At 41.6% G+C, this 18,726-nt stretch carries 24 protein-coding genes; 4 read left to right on the forward strand and 20 right to left on the reverse strand.

Annotation, left to right across the window (positions count from 1 at the left end; all coding sequences use genetic code 11):
• Positions 1-95 precede the first annotated feature (95 nt).
• The 14 genes from hepT to LD028_RS03115 form a co-directional block, all read right to left on the reverse strand.
• The gene (hepT, locus tag LD028_RS03050; RefSeq protein ID WP_237810901.1) at positions 96-1,058 is read right to left on the reverse strand and encodes a heptaprenyl diphosphate synthase component II; all 963 of its coding nucleotides are present in this window, start codon (positions 1,056-1,058) and stop codon (positions 96-98) included.
• An 11-nt stretch (positions 1,059-1,069) separates the two neighbouring features.
• A complete protein-coding gene (locus LD028_RS03055) occupies positions 1,070-1,783 on the reverse strand; it encodes a demethylmenaquinone methyltransferase (protein ID WP_077428615.1) in 714 nt (237 codons plus the stop codon).
• Positions 1,784-1,807: 24 nt separating this feature from the next.
• Positions 1,808-2,455 (reverse strand): heptaprenyl diphosphate synthase component 1, encoded by a 648-nt coding sequence (locus tag LD028_RS03060; protein WP_237810902.1) that lies wholly within the window; start codon positions 2,453-2,455, stop codon positions 1,808-1,810.
• A 60-nt stretch (positions 2,456-2,515) separates the two neighbouring features.
• On the reverse strand, positions 2,516-2,743 hold the full coding sequence (gene mtrB / locus LD028_RS03065) for a trp RNA-binding attenuation protein MtrB (protein ID WP_004889838.1): 228 nt from the start codon (positions 2,741-2,743) through the stop codon (positions 2,516-2,518).
• 10 nt (positions 2,744-2,753) lie between these two features.
• Positions 2,754-3,317, reverse strand: coding sequence for a GTP cyclohydrolase I FolE (gene folE, locus LD028_RS03070; RefSeq protein WP_237810903.1), 564 nt, complete (start codon positions 3,315-3,317; stop codon positions 2,754-2,756).
• 111 nt (positions 3,318-3,428) lie between these two features.
• On the reverse strand, positions 3,429-3,701 hold the full coding sequence (locus LD028_RS03075; RefSeq protein WP_003394524.1) for an HU family DNA-binding protein: 273 nt from the start codon (positions 3,699-3,701) through the stop codon (positions 3,429-3,431).
• Positions 3,702-3,960: 259 nt separating this feature from the next.
• The gene (spoIVA, locus tag LD028_RS03080; protein ID WP_006319427.1) at positions 3,961-5,439 is read right to left on the reverse strand and encodes a stage IV sporulation protein A; all 1,479 of its coding nucleotides are present in this window, start codon (positions 5,437-5,439) and stop codon (positions 3,961-3,963) included.
• A gap of 124 nt (positions 5,440-5,563) precedes the next feature.
• Positions 5,564-6,286 (reverse strand): hypothetical protein, encoded by a 723-nt coding sequence (locus tag LD028_RS03085; protein ID WP_237810904.1) that lies wholly within the window; start codon positions 6,284-6,286, stop codon positions 5,564-5,566.
• 15 nt (positions 6,287-6,301) lie between these two features.
• Positions 6,302-6,505, reverse strand: a complete 204-nt coding sequence (locus tag LD028_RS03090; RefSeq protein WP_004889822.1) for a DUF2768 domain-containing protein — start codon at positions 6,503-6,505, stop codon at positions 6,302-6,304.
• 178 nt (positions 6,506-6,683) lie between these two features.
• The gene (locus tag LD028_RS03095; protein ID WP_237810905.1) at positions 6,684-7,703 is read right to left on the reverse strand and encodes an NAD(P)H-dependent glycerol-3-phosphate dehydrogenase; all 1,020 of its coding nucleotides are present in this window, start codon (positions 7,701-7,703) and stop codon (positions 6,684-6,686) included.
• A 12-nt stretch (positions 7,704-7,715) separates the two neighbouring features.
• Positions 7,716-9,026 (reverse strand): ribosome biogenesis GTPase Der, encoded by a 1,311-nt coding sequence (gene der / locus LD028_RS03100; RefSeq protein ID WP_006319424.1) that lies wholly within the window; start codon positions 9,024-9,026, stop codon positions 7,716-7,718.
• 90 nt (positions 9,027-9,116) lie between these two features.
• Positions 9,117-9,299 carry a capping complex subunit for YIEGIA gene (locus LD028_RS03105; RefSeq protein ID WP_004889819.1) on the reverse strand — a complete coding sequence of 61 codons (183 nt, stop codon included), beginning with the start codon at positions 9,297-9,299 and terminating at the stop codon, positions 9,117-9,119.
• Positions 9,296-10,192: a YIEGIA family protein gene (locus LD028_RS03110; RefSeq protein ID WP_237810906.1), complete on the reverse strand. Its 897-nt coding sequence runs from the start codon at positions 10,190-10,192 to the stop codon at positions 9,296-9,298. Before LD028_RS03110 ends, LD028_RS03105 begins: the two co-directional genes overlap by 4 nt.
• Positions 10,189-10,788, reverse strand: coding sequence for a YphA family membrane protein (locus tag LD028_RS03115; protein WP_432264437.1), 600 nt, complete (start codon positions 10,786-10,788; stop codon positions 10,189-10,191). The genes LD028_RS03110 and LD028_RS03115 overlap by 4 nt, the downstream gene beginning before the upstream one ends.
• Before the next feature lie 101 nt (positions 10,789-10,889).
• Between LD028_RS03115 and LD028_RS03120 the strand changes: the two genes are divergently transcribed.
• Positions 10,890-10,994: a YpzI family protein gene (locus LD028_RS03120; RefSeq protein ID WP_091700416.1), complete on the forward strand. Its 105-nt coding sequence runs from the start codon at positions 10,890-10,892 to the stop codon at positions 10,992-10,994.
• Between the two features lie 47 nt (positions 10,995-11,041).
• Here the strand turns inward: LD028_RS03120 and fni are convergent, their stop codons facing one another.
• The 6 genes from fni to LD028_RS03150 all read right to left on the reverse strand — a co-directional run bounded on the left by fni (position 11,042) and on the right by LD028_RS03150 (position 15,618).
• Positions 11,042-12,094 (reverse strand): type 2 isopentenyl-diphosphate Delta-isomerase, encoded by a 1,053-nt coding sequence (gene fni / locus LD028_RS03125; protein WP_237810949.1) that lies wholly within the window; start codon positions 12,092-12,094, stop codon positions 11,042-11,044.
• Positions 12,095-12,107: 13 nt separating this feature from the next.
• A complete protein-coding gene (gene rpsA / locus LD028_RS03130; protein WP_237810909.1) occupies positions 12,108-13,244 on the reverse strand; it encodes a 30S ribosomal protein S1 in 1,137 nt (378 codons plus the stop codon).
• 148 nt (positions 13,245-13,392) lie between these two features.
• Positions 13,393-13,974, reverse strand: a complete 582-nt coding sequence (locus LD028_RS03135; protein ID WP_237810910.1) for a lysophospholipid acyltransferase family protein — start codon at positions 13,972-13,974, stop codon at positions 13,393-13,395.
• The gene (gene cmk / locus LD028_RS03140) at positions 13,974-14,651 is read right to left on the reverse strand and encodes a (d)CMP kinase (protein ID WP_077428624.1); all 678 of its coding nucleotides are present in this window, start codon (positions 14,649-14,651) and stop codon (positions 13,974-13,976) included. Before cmk ends, LD028_RS03135 begins: the two co-directional genes overlap by 1 nt.
• A gap of 76 nt (positions 14,652-14,727) precedes the next feature.
• Positions 14,728-14,907, reverse strand: a complete 180-nt coding sequence (locus LD028_RS03145; RefSeq protein ID WP_006319402.1) for a YpfB family protein — start codon at positions 14,905-14,907, stop codon at positions 14,728-14,730.
• Positions 14,908-14,958: 51 nt separating this feature from the next.
• The gene (locus tag LD028_RS03150; RefSeq protein WP_237810911.1) at positions 14,959-15,618 is read right to left on the reverse strand and encodes a flagellar brake protein; all 660 of its coding nucleotides are present in this window, start codon (positions 15,616-15,618) and stop codon (positions 14,959-14,961) included.
• Positions 15,619-15,743: 125 nt separating this feature from the next.
• Here LD028_RS03150 and prsW point away from each other — a divergent pair, with 125 nt between their 5' ends.
• The 3 genes from prsW to ypeB all read left to right on the forward strand — a co-directional run bounded on the left by prsW (position 15,744) and on the right by ypeB (position 18,721).
• Positions 15,744-16,418, forward strand: coding sequence for a glutamic-type intramembrane protease PrsW (gene prsW, locus LD028_RS03155; RefSeq protein WP_004889807.1), 675 nt, complete (start codon positions 15,744-15,746; stop codon positions 16,416-16,418).
• Between the two features lie 98 nt (positions 16,419-16,516).
• Entirely contained in the window at positions 16,517-17,362 is an 846-nt protein-coding gene (gene sleB / locus LD028_RS03160; protein WP_237810912.1) for a spore cortex-lytic enzyme, read from the forward strand.
• Positions 17,363-17,374: 12 nt separating this feature from the next.
• Entirely contained in the window at positions 17,375-18,721 is a 1,347-nt protein-coding gene (gene ypeB / locus LD028_RS03165) for a germination protein YpeB (RefSeq protein WP_237810913.1), read from the forward strand.
• The last annotated feature ends 5 nt before the right edge of the window (positions 18,722-18,726 follow it).

Here is an 18,726-nt window from a genome sequence, read left to right on the forward strand (position 1 = left end):
ACCCCTGATACGTTATGTATTGGAACTGACTCCCTTGCAATTATATCATTTCGTACGCAAATTAGCAATATTCGCCATGAAAACGATTTAATTTTTTAATATTTTCGCTTACCAATATACTTTGCAATGTTATAAAGCGCAGTCCAAGCACGGTTGCGTGGCAGTTTTTGTAACGTATCGAGTGCTTTTTGCAAATAGCGATCCCCAAGCTCATACGATTTTTCAATCGCATTTGTTCGCTTAATCCCATCAATGACATCCGCCATTTCACGATTTGTCGTATGTTCGTTTACTTTCATAATTTGTTCTTTTACCGTCCGCTCTTTCATCGCATATAAAACAGGGAGCGTCACATTCCCTTGCGATAAGTCGCTTCCTGCCGGTTTACCGAGTTGTTTTTCTGTTCCAATGAAATCAAGAATGTCGTCTGTAATTTGAAACGACATACCGACGTAATAACCAAACCAATACAATGTTTTATGCACAGCTTCTGGCGCTCCTGCTACGACCGCGCCAAGTTGACAACTTGCCGCAATGAGCAACGCCGTTTTTCGTTTAATTCGTTGCAAATAGCGACGTAAATTTTGATCGAATCGATATTTATCACTAATTTGCTCAATTTCCCCTCGACATACTTCCACAATGGTGTTAGCTAAAATGCGGTGGGCAACTGGATCATCAATTTCGCACATTTGCTCAAGCGCCCGAGCGAACAAATAGTCACCAACATACATCGCGAACCGATCGCCCCATTTCGCTTGAATCGTCTCTTTTCCGCGTCGTAACATCGCCCCGTCAATCACATCGTCATGGACAAGAGATGCCATATGAATGAGCTCGAGCGCGACAGCCACTCGCTTCATTTTCTCAAAATGATATGTACCAAATTGTCCACCGAGCAAAACAAACACCGGTCGAATGCGCTTTCCACCCGCCTCAAGCAAATGTAACGATGCTTCATTGACGAGCGGATCAGACGCTTGCACGGTCAACTTTAATTGTTCTTCAATTTTGTTTAAATCCCCGTTCAAAAACGAATACATCGCTTTTAGCTTCATTATAATTCACCTTAACGTCCATCAGGTTTATGTCCGAGATGCATCGCTGCCACTCCAAACGTATACGGTTTCACTTGTACGTTTACAAAACCAGCCTGCCGAAACATATCCGCTAGCTCGTCCATTCCTGGAAATTCACGTGCTGACTCTTGTAACCACGAGTATTCTTCGTAACTTTTCGCGAAAATTTTCCCAAAAAAAGGCATGATATAACGAAAATACGCATAGTACAGCTGTCGAAAACCGATAAGCGTCGGTTGTGATGTTTCTAAACAAACAACTTTTCCGCCTGGTTTTACGACGCGATACATTTCTTTTAACACTGTCATATAATCAGGAACGTTTCGCAATCCGAAACCGATTGTGACATAATCGAACGTGTTATCAGGGAACGGCAAGCTCATCGCGTTGCCATGTACGAGTGTCACGTGCTGAAAACCGCGTTCTTTTACTTTTTCCTCCCCGACCTTTAGCATATTACGACTAAAATCGAGACCATACACTTCACCGTTAGGTCCAACGGCTTCGGCTAACGCGATCGTCCAATCTGCCGTTCCACAACATACATCGAGCGCTTTCGTTCCTTTTTGTACGTTCATTCGTTTCATCGTATCTTTCCGCCATGCGACATGACGTTTAAAGCTAATAACTGAGTTCATCCGATCGTAATGATCAGAAATTTTTTCGAACACGCGATGCACACGTTCTTCCTTCGATTGTTGCATAAAATCCCCTTCTTTCAACTGAAATCAAACGAGGAGATGAGAGAATTGCTCTTTTACTTCTTTGTGTACATGAAACGGGAGAAGATCTTGTAATTTTCGCTTGCAGTGATCGATGTAATTCAAGGCCTCCAACTTCGCTCTCTCACGATAAACACGTTTTAGCGCAAATAAGTAATACGCCACTTCCCCCCACTCATGAGCATGAACATGTTCTGCAAGCTGCCGAAGCAACGCAGATTCAATGACAGCGATGCAATGAAAACGCTCAAGATCATTCGACGACAATTTCTGCAGGCGAATTTTTTGTATATTGATCTCTTTAATCGCTTCGGCAAAACGACGAATGAGTGAAATGTCGTGTCGTTGCGCTAAAAAGTCGTAGTACAATCCGCTATATAAATCTCCCGCAAGTACAGTCAACTGCTTTTGTTGTGAAATTTGTTGCTCATCTACTTCATCATGGGTGTCAAGGGCGAGTTGAATTAACATCATAGCAAACACATAATCGAGCGCGATGTTTTCTTCCACTTGAGCCGAACGTAACATAGAAAGAGCAAACGATATACGATCCTCATCGATCATGCGTGGTTGTATATAGCGATCTACATACGAATGGGCGATTGCCCGTTGAATGCGCGTTCGTACTTGTTCGATTTGCTGTTGCATATCCATGACTCATCACCCTTGCTTCCCAAAAACTCAAACTTTATTATATCATAAACCTTCTTCACGTTAACGATGATTTTTCGCATCAGATTGGATTTCGCCATGTTGCGTTTGAATAAGTGCTTTTCCGCGCACTTTAATCGCTGATGTATGCTCTGTAAATTGCGCAATGAGCACTTCCCCTTGATCAAGCTTTTCAGAATGATGGAAGCGCGTATCTGAACCACGCGTTAACCCGATGACATTCACTCCGTCTTCTAACGCTTTAATCACCACATAATCACCTTGCATCATACAATCCCTCCTATTTAATCAGCGCTAATATTTCGGCACGAGCTTTGTCATCTGTTGCAAACGTTCCACGTACCGCAGTTGTAACTGTTTTCGCTCCTGGCTTTTTCACACCACGCATCGTCATACACATATGTTCAGCCTCCACAACAACCATCACCCCATGCGGTTCGAGTGTCTCCATAATGGCATCGGCTACCGTTGCTGTAATTCGTTCTTGTAATTGCGGTCGTCGCGCAACAGTTTCAACCGTTCGTGCTAGTTTGCTCAATCCCGTTACTTTTCCGCCACGTGGAATGTATGCGACGTGGGCCACACCAAAAAACGGAACGAGATGATGTTCACACATCGAGTAAAACGGAATGTCTTTGACGAGGACAAGTTCTTCATGGTCTTCACTAAATACCGTTTGCAAGTGCACTTTCGGATCTTCGGTTAAACCAGAAAACACTTCCGCATACATTTTTGCTACCCGCTTCGGTGTATCGAGCAACCCTTCACGATTTGGATCTTCGCCAATCGCTTCTAAAATTAAGCGAACCGCTTGTTCAATTTGTTGTACATTCATTTGTTGCATCCTCCTAGCATTCAACTTCACGTAATCCGATTCTAGCACATAAAGATGAAAAAAGGCAAAAAAGAAGAGGCAGCTCGCAACCGGCTACCTCTTTTGGCTGTATGTAATTTCTTACTTTACAGCATCTTTTAACGCTTTCCCAGGTTTGAAAGCAGGAACTTTGCTTGCAGCAATCTCGATTTCTTCTCCTGTTTGCGGGTTGCGTCCTTTGCGCGCCGCACGCTCACGTACTTCGAAGTTACCAAAACCGATTAATTGCACTTTATCGCCGTTTTTAAGCGCTTCTGTAATTGCGTCAAAAACAGCATCAACCGCTTTAGATGCATCTTTTTTAGAAAGGCCGCTTGCTTCAGCTACCGCGTTGATTAATTCCGTTTTGTTCATGCCATTCACCTCCTCCCAAAGCATATGTATCATACATTACTTTCAGTTGTTTACACTTTCTATTGTTTCTATACATTAACATGCCTTATATTAACTGATTCTTGCTCATAATTCAACATTTTTCGAGTAAAATCATGCAATTTGCCTATTATTCTCCAACGAACCTAACATTTTCTGAATAAAGATTATCATATCGCGCTTTTTTACTGCAAGAGAAAATTTTTGTTTCAAAGCAAAAAAGACCCCAAATGGAGTCTTTTTATAAAATGATCGCGATTAGTCCACCGGAGCCTTCGTTAATGATGCGCTCTAACGTTTCTTTTAATTTATAGCGGGCATTTTCAGGCATAAGTGCTAGTTTCGCTTGAATGCCCTCGCGAACAATGGAGCTGAGCGAGCGACCGAAAATATCAGAGTTCCAAATGGAAAGCGGATCGTCCTCAAAATCTTGCATTAAGTAACGGACGAGCTCTTCGCTTTGTTTTTCTGTTCCGATAATCGGTGCAAATTCCGATTCCACATCCACTTTAATCATATGAATGGACGGTGCCACAGCTTTTAGTCGCACGCCAAAGCGAGATCCTTGACGAATAATTTCTGGTTCATCTAAGCTCATATCAGAAAGCGACGGAGCAGCAATGCCATAACCTGTTTGTTTCACCATGCGAAGCGCATCGGCAATTTGATCGTATTCCGCTTTCGCATAAGCAAAATCTTGCATTAATTGCAACAAATGATCTTTCCCGCGAATTTCAACGCCGACAACTTCTTTTAAAATTTGATCGTACAACTCATCTGGAGCATATAAATCAATTTCGGCAATGCCTTGCCCCATTTCAATGCCAGCTAAACGTGCTTCGTCAATGAAGTCATATTCGCTAAATTGCTGCACAACGCGGTCGACATCGCGCAATCGCTTAATATCTTTCACAGTATCACGCACCGCATCTTGATAGCTCTCACGCAACCAATGGTTTTCGCGCAATACCATGACCCAGTTTGGTAAATTGACGTTCACCTCTAATACTGGAAATTCATATAATGCTTCACGGAGCACTTGATACACATCGGCTTCCCGCATTCCTTCCACACTCAAGGCTAGCACTGGAATGTCGTATTTTTCGCTTAATTGCTGTTTTAGCGTTTCTGTTTCTGGATGTTGTGGACGTACTGTATTGATAATCATAATAAACGGCTTACCAACTTCTTTTAATTCGTTGACGACACGTTCTTCCGCTTCGACATAATTTTCGCGCGGAATTTCTCCAATTGAGCCATCCGTTGTAATGACAACACCAATCGTCGAATGTTCTTGAATAACTTTTCGCGTACCGATTTCTGCCGCTTCTTGAAACGGAATTGGTTCTTCATACCATGGTGTATGAATCATGCGTGGTCCATTTTCATCTTCAAACCCTTTTGCGCCTTGTACAGTATAACCGACACAATCGACAAGACGAATGTTTACTTCAAGTCCATCGTCTACTTTTACTTTCACCGCTTGGTTTGGAACAAATTTCGGTTCTGTCGTCATAATCGTTTTTCCCGCTGCACTTTGTGGCAGTTCGTCTTGCGCCCGAGCTTTATCTGCTTCGTTTTGAATATTCGGAATAACAACAAGTTCCATAAACTTTTTAATAAATGTCGATTTTCCTGTTCGAACAGCACCGACAACTCCTAAATAAATATCTCCGCCTGTTCGTTCAGCAATATCTTTAAAAAGATCGACCTTTTCCAACTGCCTTCCCTCCCTTATATTTAAAACATATGAGGACATTATATGCATATGTTGTTGTCCTATTTGTTTATGACTAAAAAAATCCCTTCTCTAAAATGTATTTATTTAGAGAAGGGATCATGACTTATTTCACAAGAAAAATTGGCTCTTTTTTCTTTTCATCAATCGTATAAGGAAGGGAATATGCAGGCACGAAAAGCGAATGCTTGACAAGCAAATCGCGAATATCGTCCCCGTATCGATAGTTATGCGCCTCTGTCTGCAGTTTTTCGTACAAATCCATGCGGTAGTCGATATAAATTTCTCCTTTGCCGTCAATAATGAGCGGAAGATTTTTTCCTGAATATGGGCTGACGACATGAGGAGGTGCATCTAAACGAAGTTTTTTGTAATCGAGCGTAAATACCCCTTTCGCTAACATCTCTTTAAATGGCGGGTAACCATGAGCGTCTTGATACATACGAATGCGCAATTTTAAATCGCGAATCGCTTCTGCCGCTCTTAAGTCTAGTAATTTTACTGTCGGATTTGTTTCTACATCAACAAGAACATATTGATACACCCCGCCGCTTTCAAATGCGTTTCCTGGCGGTTCAGCCATATATCGCGGCACAAGCAAATTGAAATCAATCGGATATTTTTGATAAATGGGTGTAGACATATCACGTGTTTTAATTGGTAGTAATCCACCTGTTGCCTGTCGATACTCATTTACAGCTTGTTGCACACGATCAACTTGTTCTTTATACGGGATTTCGTTTTGTGCTAATCGTTCTTGCGGATATAAACATCCAGATAATAAGACCGATAAAATAGCAATCATCATAGAATATAGCCACTTTTTCATCTTTCATCCATCCTTTTATTCTTGCACCGGCCCGCTAAATACGACAAATACGATAATGAGGCCAGCGATGATCATACTTATGTATGCAATCGTCGCTAAAATGATTTTGATAATCTTGTTTTTTACCTTATATCGACTAAAATAAATCGAAAATACGGCAACAAACATTAACCCGATTCCTGTTAATGAAATCCACATTTTTAAAAGACCTGGTGACATCGCTCTCCCTCTCTTTCTTTGATCCCGTCGTTACATAAAAAAGCTGAAGTAAAGCGGGGCGTCTTTACTTCAGACGATGACTAAACATGCACCATCCATTCAAGTCTGAGAATGTTTTCATAGCATTGTATGCAATATCTATAACAAAGCGCTCTTCACATGCCTATTTCAAAGAAAATTATAGCGAAATGTTTGCCAAATCTTCAAGTTCTGACGTTTTTCCACGCGCCATCAACGAATCTACTGCACTTTTTACATCTTTTCCGTTAAACAACACATCGTAAAGCGCATTTGTAATTGGCATATCGACGTTCATTTTTTTCGCTAACTGATAGGCAGCTTTAGTCGTTCGCACCCCTTCGACAACCATTCCCATATTCGCTAGCACGTCATCAAGCGCATATCCTTTGCCAAGCAAATTGCCCGCACGCCAGTTGCGCGAATGAACGCTTGTGCACGTCACAATTAAATCACCGATCCCCGTCAATCCTGCAAATGTTAGCGGATTGGCACCGAGACGGCTACCGAGACGAGCCATTTCCGCAAGCCCGCGCGTCATGAGCGCCGCTTTGGCATTATCCCCATAACCAAGCCCATCCGTAATGCCAGCAGCTAGCGCAATAATGTTTTTTAACGCCCCACCAATTTCTACACCAATTAAATCTGGGTTTGTATATACGCGGAAATATTGATGATTCATAAATAAATCTTGAATGCGTTCAGCCGCCTCCATATTTTTCGATGACACCGTCACCGTTGTTGGATGACGTAAACTGACTTCCTCGGCATGACTTGGGCCCGATAAAACGACGACATCTTGCAAATGTTCGCCCATTTCTTCTTCGATAATTTCTGAAATGCGCCTATTTGTGTCTGGCTCAATACCTTTGCTAACCGAAACGATCGTAATGGGCTGTTTCAAGCACGGACGAACGCACTGCAACACTTCACGAATCGCTTTTGTCGGAACAGCTAATACAACCGTTTCAATCCCTTCAAGCGCTTGGGCAAGATCGGTATAACCAACAATCGCCTCAGGAAGATGAATGTTTGGTAAATATTTTTCATTCGTATGTTTTTCGTTAATTTCGTCGATTTGTTCTTGGCGCTGACCCCAAAGCCGAACGTCATGTCCATTATCAGCAAGAACGATCGCTAAAGCTGTGCCCCAACTACCTGCACCTAATACAGTAACCATGTTATCCCCCCCTTAATTTCGTGGGCGTGCAATGATTTTGATCGGTGTTCCTTCAAATCCGAACGTATCACGAATACGGTTTTCTAAAAAGCGCTCATACGAAAAATGCATGAGTTCAGGATCGTTGACAAATACAACGAACGTCGGTGGTTTTACTGCAACTTGCGTCATATAGTAAATTTTTAATCGTTGACCATTATGTGTCGGTGTCGGATTCATCGCAATCGCATCCATAAGCACTTCATTTAATACATTTGTTTGGACACGCATCGCATGATTTTCGCTTACCATTTGAATAACAGGAAGCAACTTATGCAACCGTTGTTTCGTTTTTGCAGAAACGAATACAATCGGGGCATAATCAAGAAATTGAAAATGGTCACGAATATTTTTCTCAAACTCATTCATCGTCTTTTCGTCTTTTTCGATCGCATCCCACTTGTTCACAACGATCACGACACCACGGCCAGCTTCATGCGCATACCCAGCGATTTTTTTATCTTGCTCAATAATCCCTTCTTCAGCGTTAATGACGACAAGCACCACATCGGAACGCTCGATCGCTTTTAGCGCTCGCAATACACTATATTTTTCGGTGCTTTCATACACTTTTCCTCTTTTGCGCATCCCTGCTGTATCAATAATGACATATTCTTGTCCATCTCTCTTAAACGTCGTATCGATCGCATCGCGCGTCGTTCCTGCGATATCGCTCACAATGACCCGTTCTTCCCCTAAAATAGCGTTAACAAGTGATGATTTTCCAACGTTCGGACGACCGATTAAACAAAACTTTATAACATCCGCATCGTATTCTTTCGTTTCACGCTTAGGAAAATGAGCAACGACCGCATCGAGCAAATCTCCGATGCCTAGTCCGTGCGTGCCAGAAATCGGAATCGGCTCTCCGAATCCGAGCGTATAAAAGTCATAAATGTTTTCACGCATGTCTGGATTGTCAATTTTGTTTACGGCTAGAACGACCGGTTTGTTAGAACGATATAAAATTTTCGCTACTTCTTCGTCTGCTGCTGTGACGCCATCTCGACCGTTTGTCATAAAAATGATGACGTCGGCTTCGTCGATCGCAATTTCTGCCTGTTGACGAATTTGTGTTAATAACGGTTCATCGCCAATATCAATCCCACCTGTATCAATAATGTTAAACGTTGTATTTAACCACTCCGCACTACTATAAATTCGATCGCGCGTTACTCCTGGTACATCTTCTACAATGGAAATACGTTCTCCGACAATGCGATTAAAAATCGTTGACTTCCCGACATTTGGGCGACCAACGATCGCTACAACCGGTTTCGACATATTCTCACACTCCTTCACTAAAATTCGAAACCCGAACAAAAAAGAAGCCCTTCCACTGAAGGGGCTAGCTTTCCCATTTTATCAAAAAAATCAATGTTTCACAATAATGAGCAAATCATCGCTTAATGCATGAGCAATGCCATCTAAAATCGCCTCTAGATTGGCTGCGATGCGCTGCATTTCTTCATCGGTTTCACAAACGAACGTCACCCCGCCCGCCACTTTATGTGGTGACGTCGTAATGACAGCTAAAATCATTTTTTCTACGGTCATTTTAACACCTTCCCTGCTTGATTCGTTTCAGACTTCGTCGGCATGCGAATCGCATTTTCTAACGTCGGTACGTTACGAATGATCGCTTTTGCTTTTTCGATATCTTTTTCTTGCGGTAAAATAAAAATGCCAACTCGACCATCATCTAAATCACGCTTCGCAAGCGGCACAAGCGCTGGCGTGCCCGAGTCGCGATATACGCCTAATGCTGTTGAAATATCATGTAAAATTGCTTGGCGTTGACCAAGATTTGCGATCGTAGAGCGAGCGTTAAAGTTTTTCGGCTTTAAAATAAAGCCCATGCCATACCGTAAAATTTCTTCGCGACGTGCTTCTAACCCGATATTCATGATGTAAATATTATCAACATACAACCCCGCCCCTTTAAAATGTGGTTTTACATATTCCACTTCGACAATATCACCAAGCCGACTGCCGGACATGAATTTGCGAGCAAAAATAAATGAAATGGCTGCCGCAACAATTCCAAGCCATATATTCCAAACTAAATAAGCAAACGTGCTTAAAAATGACGCAAAAATAACTAAATAGTTTCTCCCTTCAAAAACGATCGCAATTCCTTCGATATACGTCTTGCCACGCGGGACAAGCTCGTATTGGTCAAGCTCATTTAACGTATTTCGTTCCATATTGCGCACATCACGAAACTGCGAAGCAGCCAATGCTAAAAATGTAATAGCTGCAAACTCTTTCTCCATAATGGCGGGTACCGCAATCGTTCCAAGTCCAGCAGCGATAAAACCAAGTGCAATATGAATAATTTTCCCATGCAAATACGTCGGATATTGACGATAGTCCGTTTTTAATAAATATAGACGCGTTAACACACCGACCGTTACGCCAAATAAAATCGGGTACGTATATTCGTTCACGTCTTAACCTCCCTTGCTCGTCTTTGAAATCGTGCATCAATGTATATCGGTAACTGTTCAAGCCATTGCCATCCAAATAAACAAGCGCTCGCTAACGCCCATCCATCTAAAAAAGAAAGAGAACCGATCAAATGGGGAAAGGAAAATTGCTTTAACACAAATGCGTATAAGAAATCACCTTGACAACAACCAACCGTTAACACAAGTAAGCGATCATAAAATGACCGATATAACGCAAACGATGCAAATAAAAGTGCTAACGCCAGCAACCATGTTGCTTCAGTAAACACCCAAACCGGATCAAATAACAATAAAAAATGAAATGCGGCATACAACATAGTCAAACTGGCACTAGCGAACGCAAAATAAACGAACGCTTTTCCCCTTTGCCTCATTACAAAAAAATAACTAACAATGAGCATGAGAATGTAAGCAAGTGAAACAGAGAACGAATACACCGTTATCTCATGAATAGATAGCGTAATTAACAATAAAACATATAGACAGATCAATAGACGAGTGCGGTTTTTCGGAGCAAAAAACGTGTAAACAATCCATAAAAACCAAGAAAGCCAATAAAAATAACTTCCTTCCACCATAACACCTCCACTTTCCATTATGTCTTATTTTTAAAAATTTAATCTCTGTATGTGAAAAAAGAGAGCGGGCAAAATAAAATAAGCAAGGAGGGATCAAGATGGGGAAAGATCGTCAAGAAAAGAAGTTGAAACAGTCGCGTCGCGTCGAATCTGATCGCGATCCAGCGAAAAATTTTAAAGGAAGCACAAAAACAGAAAAATAACGATCTACACAACAAAAGGTGCCCCGCTTTTTTCGGGACACCTTTTTTCATGGGCGCTGGCTGTAACGCGTCGTGTCGATGCCGCGTTCGTGCAACCAATGATGCGTTTTTCCTGTAATGACGACAGGAACTTTTTGTAAGTCAAAAATCGTTCGAGTACCTAGTGCGGTCATAATAACCGTTAAATCTTCGTGCAACTGATTGATGTCTGCCATAAGCGCGTCCACTCCTTTTTCAATCAAGAGACGCAACATATAGCCCGCCATGCCTACCGCAGAAGCACCAAGAGCAATACATTTGGCCACATCGAGTGCATGTTGTACTCCTCCGCTTCCGATAATGCTTATACGCTGGACTTCGGACGCCACTTCCGCAATCGATGCTGTTGTTGTTATTCCCCATTCGTTAAAGTAATCAAGTTGGTTTTCACGTCGCTTATTCTCAATTTGCGCAAAATTTGTGCCCCCAAAGCCTCCGACATCAACAGCACATACACCTACACTTTCCAACTTCCGTGCCGTCTCTTTGCTCATTCCAAATCCGACTTCTTTTACGATCACAGGCACATCAACAGCAGAGACAATTTGTTCAATGCGTGAAAGCGCCCCGCAAAAATTGCGATCTCCTTCAGGCATCACTAACTCTTGAACGACATTTAAATGAATTTGAAGCGCATTCGCCTCGATCATATCGATTGCACGTTTCGCCTCGTCAACCGTTGCCTCGCTACCTAAATTGGCGAATACAATACCATGCTTATTGACTTGACGAATAATGGTAAACGACTGTTGCTCTCGCTCATCTTTTAAAGCGGCCATCTGCGAACCAACGGCCATGGCTAAGCCATATTCATTTGCGACATAAGCAAGCTGTTCATTAATTTTTGTCGTCTCCGCACCTCCACCGCCCGTCATCGCATTAATAAAAATCGGCGAACGTAAAGAAAGTTCGCCGATTTTTGTTTGCAAATCGATATGAGCAGTGGATATATTCGGCAAGCTATTGTGCACAAATGTCACATCTTCAAATCCGTGCAAGCGACGTTGTCCTGTTGCGAGCGCGTATTCAATATGTTGTAATTTTCGTTTTGCACGTTCCACTGCGATCACCATGTTATTTTAATTTTTTTAACTGCTCTCCAATCACTTCGCCAATTTGAAATCCTGTCGTTTCTGTTGAAGTTGTATATTCACGATAGTCTTCTTGTACGTCATCTTCTAGCAACTCACGAATGCTTAACGACAAACGTTTCTCTTGTTCGTTTACGGCAAGCACTTTTACTTTTACGACGTCGCCTTCTTTCAACACTTCATGCGGCGTACCAATATGTTTCGTTGCAATGTGAGAAATATGAACAAGACCTTCGACGCCTGGGAACACTTCGACAAACGCTCCAAATGGAGCTAAACGTTTGACTGTGCCTTCGAGTACGTCACCTTCTTTTATTTTTTGTTCAATGCCGTCCCAAGGCGCTGGAAGCGCAGCTTTCATTGATAAAGAAACGCGTCCGCTTTCTTCATCAATTGCAAGCACTTTCACTTTTACAATATCGCCTTCTTTTACGACGTCTGACGGATGATCTACACGTGTATGAGCAAGTTGAGAAATATGTACAAGACCATCAATGTCGCCAATATTGACGAACACACCGAAGTTGGCCATGCGTACTACCGTTCCTTCAAGCACTTGACCGACTTGAAGCGACTGTAATGCAGCTTTCTTTTTGGACGACTCCTCTTCTTCTACAACTGCGCGATGTGATAAGACAACGCGATTTTTTTCGCGGTCAAGCTCAACGACTTTTACCGTTAATGTACGTCCTTTGTAGTCTGTAAAATCTTCAACAAAATCTTTTTCAACAAGGGACGCTGGAATAAATGCACGGACACCAACATCCGCCACAAGCCCACCTTTTACAATATCTTTCACTACTACATCAAACGTGTCACCGTTTGCGAGTTTTCTCTCTAACTCTTCCCACGCTTTTTCTGCATCTGCAGCTTTTTTCGATAAAATAAGCGCTTCATCTTCTACTTTTTTTACTTTTGCGATGACCGTATCCCCAATTGATAGTACATCGCTCGCTTTCTCGATATGAAGGCTTGATAGCTCACTAATTGGGATAATACCAACTAGCTTGCTTCCTTCGACATCGACAAGCACTTGCTTGTCTTCTACTTTTGTTACTTGACCTTTCACTGTGTCACCTACTTCATAGACACGCACATCGACTTGATTCATCTCTTCCATAGTGAATACCTCCTTACACTCCACACCTGCTCAACGACAGAAATATATGTTCAATGGGCGAACATCAGTATGCTCGTCCATTCGACACGAAGAAAAAACTTCCTTTTTTACTAATCTGTATTAAAACAGTCGTTTTGTCAAGTCATAACTATTGATGTTCATTTAAAAGTTGTTGAATATGCTCCATAATAACTGCCGTTACTTCATCGGCGCTCGCTCTTCTTTCCCGCCATGACGTAAAATCAATGGGCGCACCGTATACGACCTTTAACTTTTTCCCAACACGATAAGGACCGATAATAGCGCATGGTACAACAACCGCTTCGCTACGCAACGCAAAAAAACCTGCTCCTGCTAACCCTTTTTTTAATTTCCCGTCTTTGCTTCGTGTTCCCTCAGGAAATAATCCAAGTACTTTTTTCTCCTTCAGTAAAGCTAAGCCTGTTCTAAGCGCTTCACGATCCCCCATTCCACGACGAACAGGAAACGCATGAAGGCGTGAAACGAGTTGTTTTACAACCGGTGTGCGAAACAGTTCCTCTTTTGCCATAAAATGAACAGGGCGCGGACATGTAATACCGACGATCGGTGGATCTAGGTTGCTAATGTGATTGGCGCAAATAATGACAGCACCTTCTTTTGGAATATGTTCCACTCCGCTTACTTCAATTCGGTAAAGCGGAGTCAGCACTTGTTTCACAATTGTACGGGCAAACGTGTAAAAACTCACTACCCTTCCACCCTTTCTCGAACAATGCGCATAATGCGATCAACCACTTCATCGATCGATAACGATGTCGTATCAATTTCAATCGCGTCTTCTGCTTTTTTTAGCGGAGCAACTGCACGCTCAGAATCGATTTGATCACGCCGAGCAATTTCTTCTTTCAGCTGCTCGAAGTCAGACGGAATGCCTCTTAAGACGTTTTCTTCATGCCGACGTTTCGCGCGTTCTTCAACAGAGGCAAGTAAAAAAATTTTCACTTCAGCATGTGGCAACACGTGCGTACCGATATCGCGGCCGTCCATGACGACACCGCCATGTTGCCCTAACTCCCGCTGGCGTTTTACCATTTCTTCGCGGACAGATGGGTGTTTGGCCACATACGATACGTTGTTTGTGACGTCATTTGTCCGAATGGCTTCGGTTACATTTTCACCATTTGCAAATACGAGTTGTCCACTCGGTGACGGCTTTAATTCAATATATGTATCATGAAGTACATTCATTAATTGTTTTTCGTTATGAACATCTACACCGCGCTGAAGCGCGCAATATGTTAAGGCGCGATACATCGCTCCTGTATCAATATAGACATAAGATAAAGCTTCTGCTAATCGTTTCGCGACCGTGCTTTTTCCAGCAGCCGCCGGTCCGTCAATCGCGATCGAAATTTTCTTTTCCATAATGCCTCCTGTAAAACATTTTGTTTTCAATATAAAAAGCAGGAACGCTCCTGCCTTTTATATTGTACCATACCACTTATCTTTGGTCGAATGTTTCAATCGTTTTTGTTTCAGAATTTTTTATGACACCTTCGTAATGAACGACTTTTACAATATAAGGAGCCAGCGATGAATGAGAAACAATAAATTGAGCAAGGAGTAAAAAAATAAATTGAATGATCGCTAATTTCCATAACATACGTTCAACGCGCTTCACTTCTTTCCCTCCGCACCATTTTATTCTTATTATGGGAGAAGGAGTGCGCGTTTATGCGTCAAGTTGCTCCTTTTTTCTTAGTTCAAGTTGTTTTTCAAAACTGTAACGAATTAATGTGAGACGATCAACATCGTTCACTTCCAAAAACTGCAAGGATGCTTTTACGACGTTTTCCTCAAATATACGCACAACACGGGCAGGAAAATGTAAATAATGATAATCTCCTGAACGCATATGTAGCACAAGCCAAATTTCAATGGTCATCCCATGTTTTATCCCTGTTTCGTGATGGGGTAATACAATTGCTGCCCCACCTGCACTTATGTCGCTTGTGACGGTCGTAAATGGGACAAACTCATCTTGTAACGGATGAATCGCTACATCAACAATCGCATCGACACGCACGAACTGACGACGTTGAATACGAAGAAGTTGATTGTCTCCAGGATATGATAAAATGAGCAACGGAATGTTTCGTTTTGTGCGACCTAGCACTTCCGCTTCAAACGCATACACTGCTTCATCTTCTCCGACAAAACTGACCTTTAGCTGCGTTCCGTCTAACAAAAATGCTGTACGATTTGTGCTCATATCAATTGGATAATCAATGTAAATTTTCCCGTCTTCTATTTCAGCCACTTTACACTTATACTTTTCCATATGTTCGCTATATTTTAGTTCAAGCGTTAACGGCACCCCAATTTTAATCAATGTGTAAATCCCCCTCACTAAAACATTTCCGTTATATGAAAAATACACCTCATAGCATTTTCAATTTGACAATAACATGATACCATCAAAATGAAAAGAAAAGAATTGGGAACGAGGAAGAAATTATGTGGGCTATTATTTCTGCGGGGATTGCCCCCGGATTAGCGTTGCTCAGTTATTTTTATTTGAAGGACGAATACGAAACCGAACCGTTATCACTTGTTTTACGCATGTTTTTATACGGTGCATTTTTAGTTTTTCCACTTATGTTTATTCAACACGTTTTAAAAGTTGAGCATATGTTGCCCAACCATTTTGTTGAAGCGTTTTTATCAACGGGTTTATTGGAAGAATTTTTTAAATGGTTTGTGTTTTACTATGCCATTTATGACCATCGGGAATTTAATGAACCGTATGATGGCATTGTGTATGGAGTAAGTGTATCGCTCGGGTTTGCTACGCTTGAAAACATTTTATATTTATTTGCCAACGGCGTTGAATTTGCAGTAACCCGCGCGCTTTTACCTGTATCGAGCCATGCGCTATTCGGCGTCATTATGGGTTTTTATTTAGGAAGAGCAAAATTTAGTTTGCCGAAGAAAGAAAAAAATTATATATGGTTGTCTTTCCTTCTCCCATTTTTATTTCACGGCATATACGACTACATTTTATTGACACAAGAACGCTGGATCTATTACATGCTTCCATTTATGATTTTTTTATGGTGGCTCGCTTTACGAAAAGTAAAACTTGCAAGAGGAATGTCGATAGAGATCCCTCAATCATCAAGCCAGGCGTAACGCTTGGCTTTTTATTATGTTTTATTATGTATAAAAACGTCATTGTGACAAAAAATATCGTCAAAAGGTATTGTTTACACATCAAGGGAGGAGTCACAATGCGCAAATGGTTCATTTGTTTGTTTTTAATCTTTTCGTTCAGTTATACATCGCAAGTGCACGCGTTTTCTAAACAAGTTATCCAGCGCGGAGCTGTCGGTGACGATGTCATCGAACTACAAGCGAGATTGCAATATCTCGGCTTTTATCGAGGGAAAATTGATGGAGTATTTGGTTGGCGGACGTATTGGGCGTTACGAAACTTTCAATACAAATTTAAATTGCCCGTAGATGGTTTAGCCGGAGAAACGACAAAGAAAAAATTAGTGCGAGCTTCAAAATATTACAAATCATTTGTTCATAACAATTTGCGAAAAGGAAATACATTTACTCATTACGGTGGCGTTCCGCTAAGCAAACAAGTAAAAGTACGGCAAACGAAAGCCAAAAATCAAACAACTGCGAAAAAAACGACAAATACACGTAGCAACTCTAAACAAACAGCCGTAAAACGTGTCAAAGCAGCTGCGGTAAATGTGCCAAACGGGTTTTCTCAAAATGATATACAATTGATGGCCAATGCTGTACACGGAGAAGCACGCGGTGAACCATATATCGGCCAAGTGGCTGTTGCAGCAGTCATTTTAAATCGTATCAATAGCCCTTCGTTTCCGAATACAGTCGCCGGTGTCATTTTTGAACCGGGGGCGTTTACAGCTGTTGCAGACGGGCAAATTTGGCTCACCCCAAACGAAACGTCTCGCAAGGCGGTACTTGATGCGTTAAACGGCTGGGATCCGTCAAGCGGAGCGTTATATTATTTTAATCCAAATACGGCGACAAACGGTTGGATTTGGAGTAGGCCACAAATTAAACGAATTGGAAAACATATTTTTTGTAAATAGGAGGGGAGCCTTTTGCTACGAATTTTACTCATTGGAGCACTATCGATCGGCGTTGTAGGGACAGCCTATTGGGGATATCGGGAGCATCAACAAAAAAATGCTATTTTGATTCATGCTGAAAACAATTATCAACGTGCCTTTCATGATTTAACGTATCAAATCGACTTACTTCACGATCAAATTGGGACAACGCTTGCAATGAACTCCCGTCAATCGCTGTCGCCAGCGCTTGCAGAAGTGTGGCGCCTTGCTTCTGAAGCACACGCAACCGTTGGACAGCTCCCACTTTCTCTTTTGCCGTTCAATAAAACAGAAGAATTTTTATCGAATATTGGTTCATTCAGCTATCGTGCAGCCATTCGCGATTTAGATAAACAGCCGTTAAACGCAGAGGAATATAAAACATTGCAACAACTATACAAAAAATCTGCTGATATTCAACAAGAGTTACGAAACGTCCAGCATCTTGTATTAGAAAACAACTTGCGCTGGATGGATGTCGAGTTGGCACTTGCGACAAACAATCGTCCAAACGACAACACCATTATAGACGGATTTAAAACGGTAGAGAAAAATGTTCAATCTTATAATGAAACTGATTTCGGTCCTTCGTTCACAAGCGTAGAAAAAAGAGAAAAAGGATTTGAACATATTTCTGGAAAAAAGATTACGGAAGAAGAAGCAAAACAAATCGCAAAAACGTTTCTCGGTTTAAAAGGGAATGAAAAAATTGAAGTCGTTCATAGCGGAAAAGGTGCAAGTGATGCATTTTATAGTGTGACGATTAAAAATCCGAAAACGAAGAGTGAAACGTATATGGATATTACCGAAAGAGGAGGATATCCAATTTGGGTCATTGAAAATCGTCCTGTTAATAAACAAAACATTAGTTTAAACGAAGCGACGATGCGCGGGCTTCAGTTTTTAAAGCAACATAAATTTAACAACTTTGAATTGTACGAAAGCACTCAATACGATCACGTTGCTATGCTCACGTTCGTCACAGCAAAGGATGGCGTTCGTATTTACCCTGAATCGATTAAAATGAAAATCGCACTAGACGATGGAAACATTATCGGCTTTTCCGCTCGCGATTACTTATCGTCAAAACGTGAACGAACGATTCCAAAACCAGCAATTTCAATTGAGCAAGCGCGCAAAAAAATGAATCCGAATGTTACCATTATGGAAGAAAGAAAGGCGATTATTATGAACAACATGAATGAAGAAGTGCTTTGCTATGAATTTTTAGGAACGCTCGGAGATGACACATATCGCATTTTTATTAATGCGCAAAATGGAATTGAAGAAAAGGTAGAAAAACTTCAAAATCCTGAACCGATATACGGTGAAATATAAGGGGC

The sequence above is a fragment of the Anoxybacillus sp. LAT27 genome (genome assembly GCF_022030075.1).
GTDB classification, from domain to species: Bacteria; Bacillota; Bacilli; order Bacillales; family Anoxybacillaceae; genus Anoxybacillus; species Anoxybacillus kestanbolensis.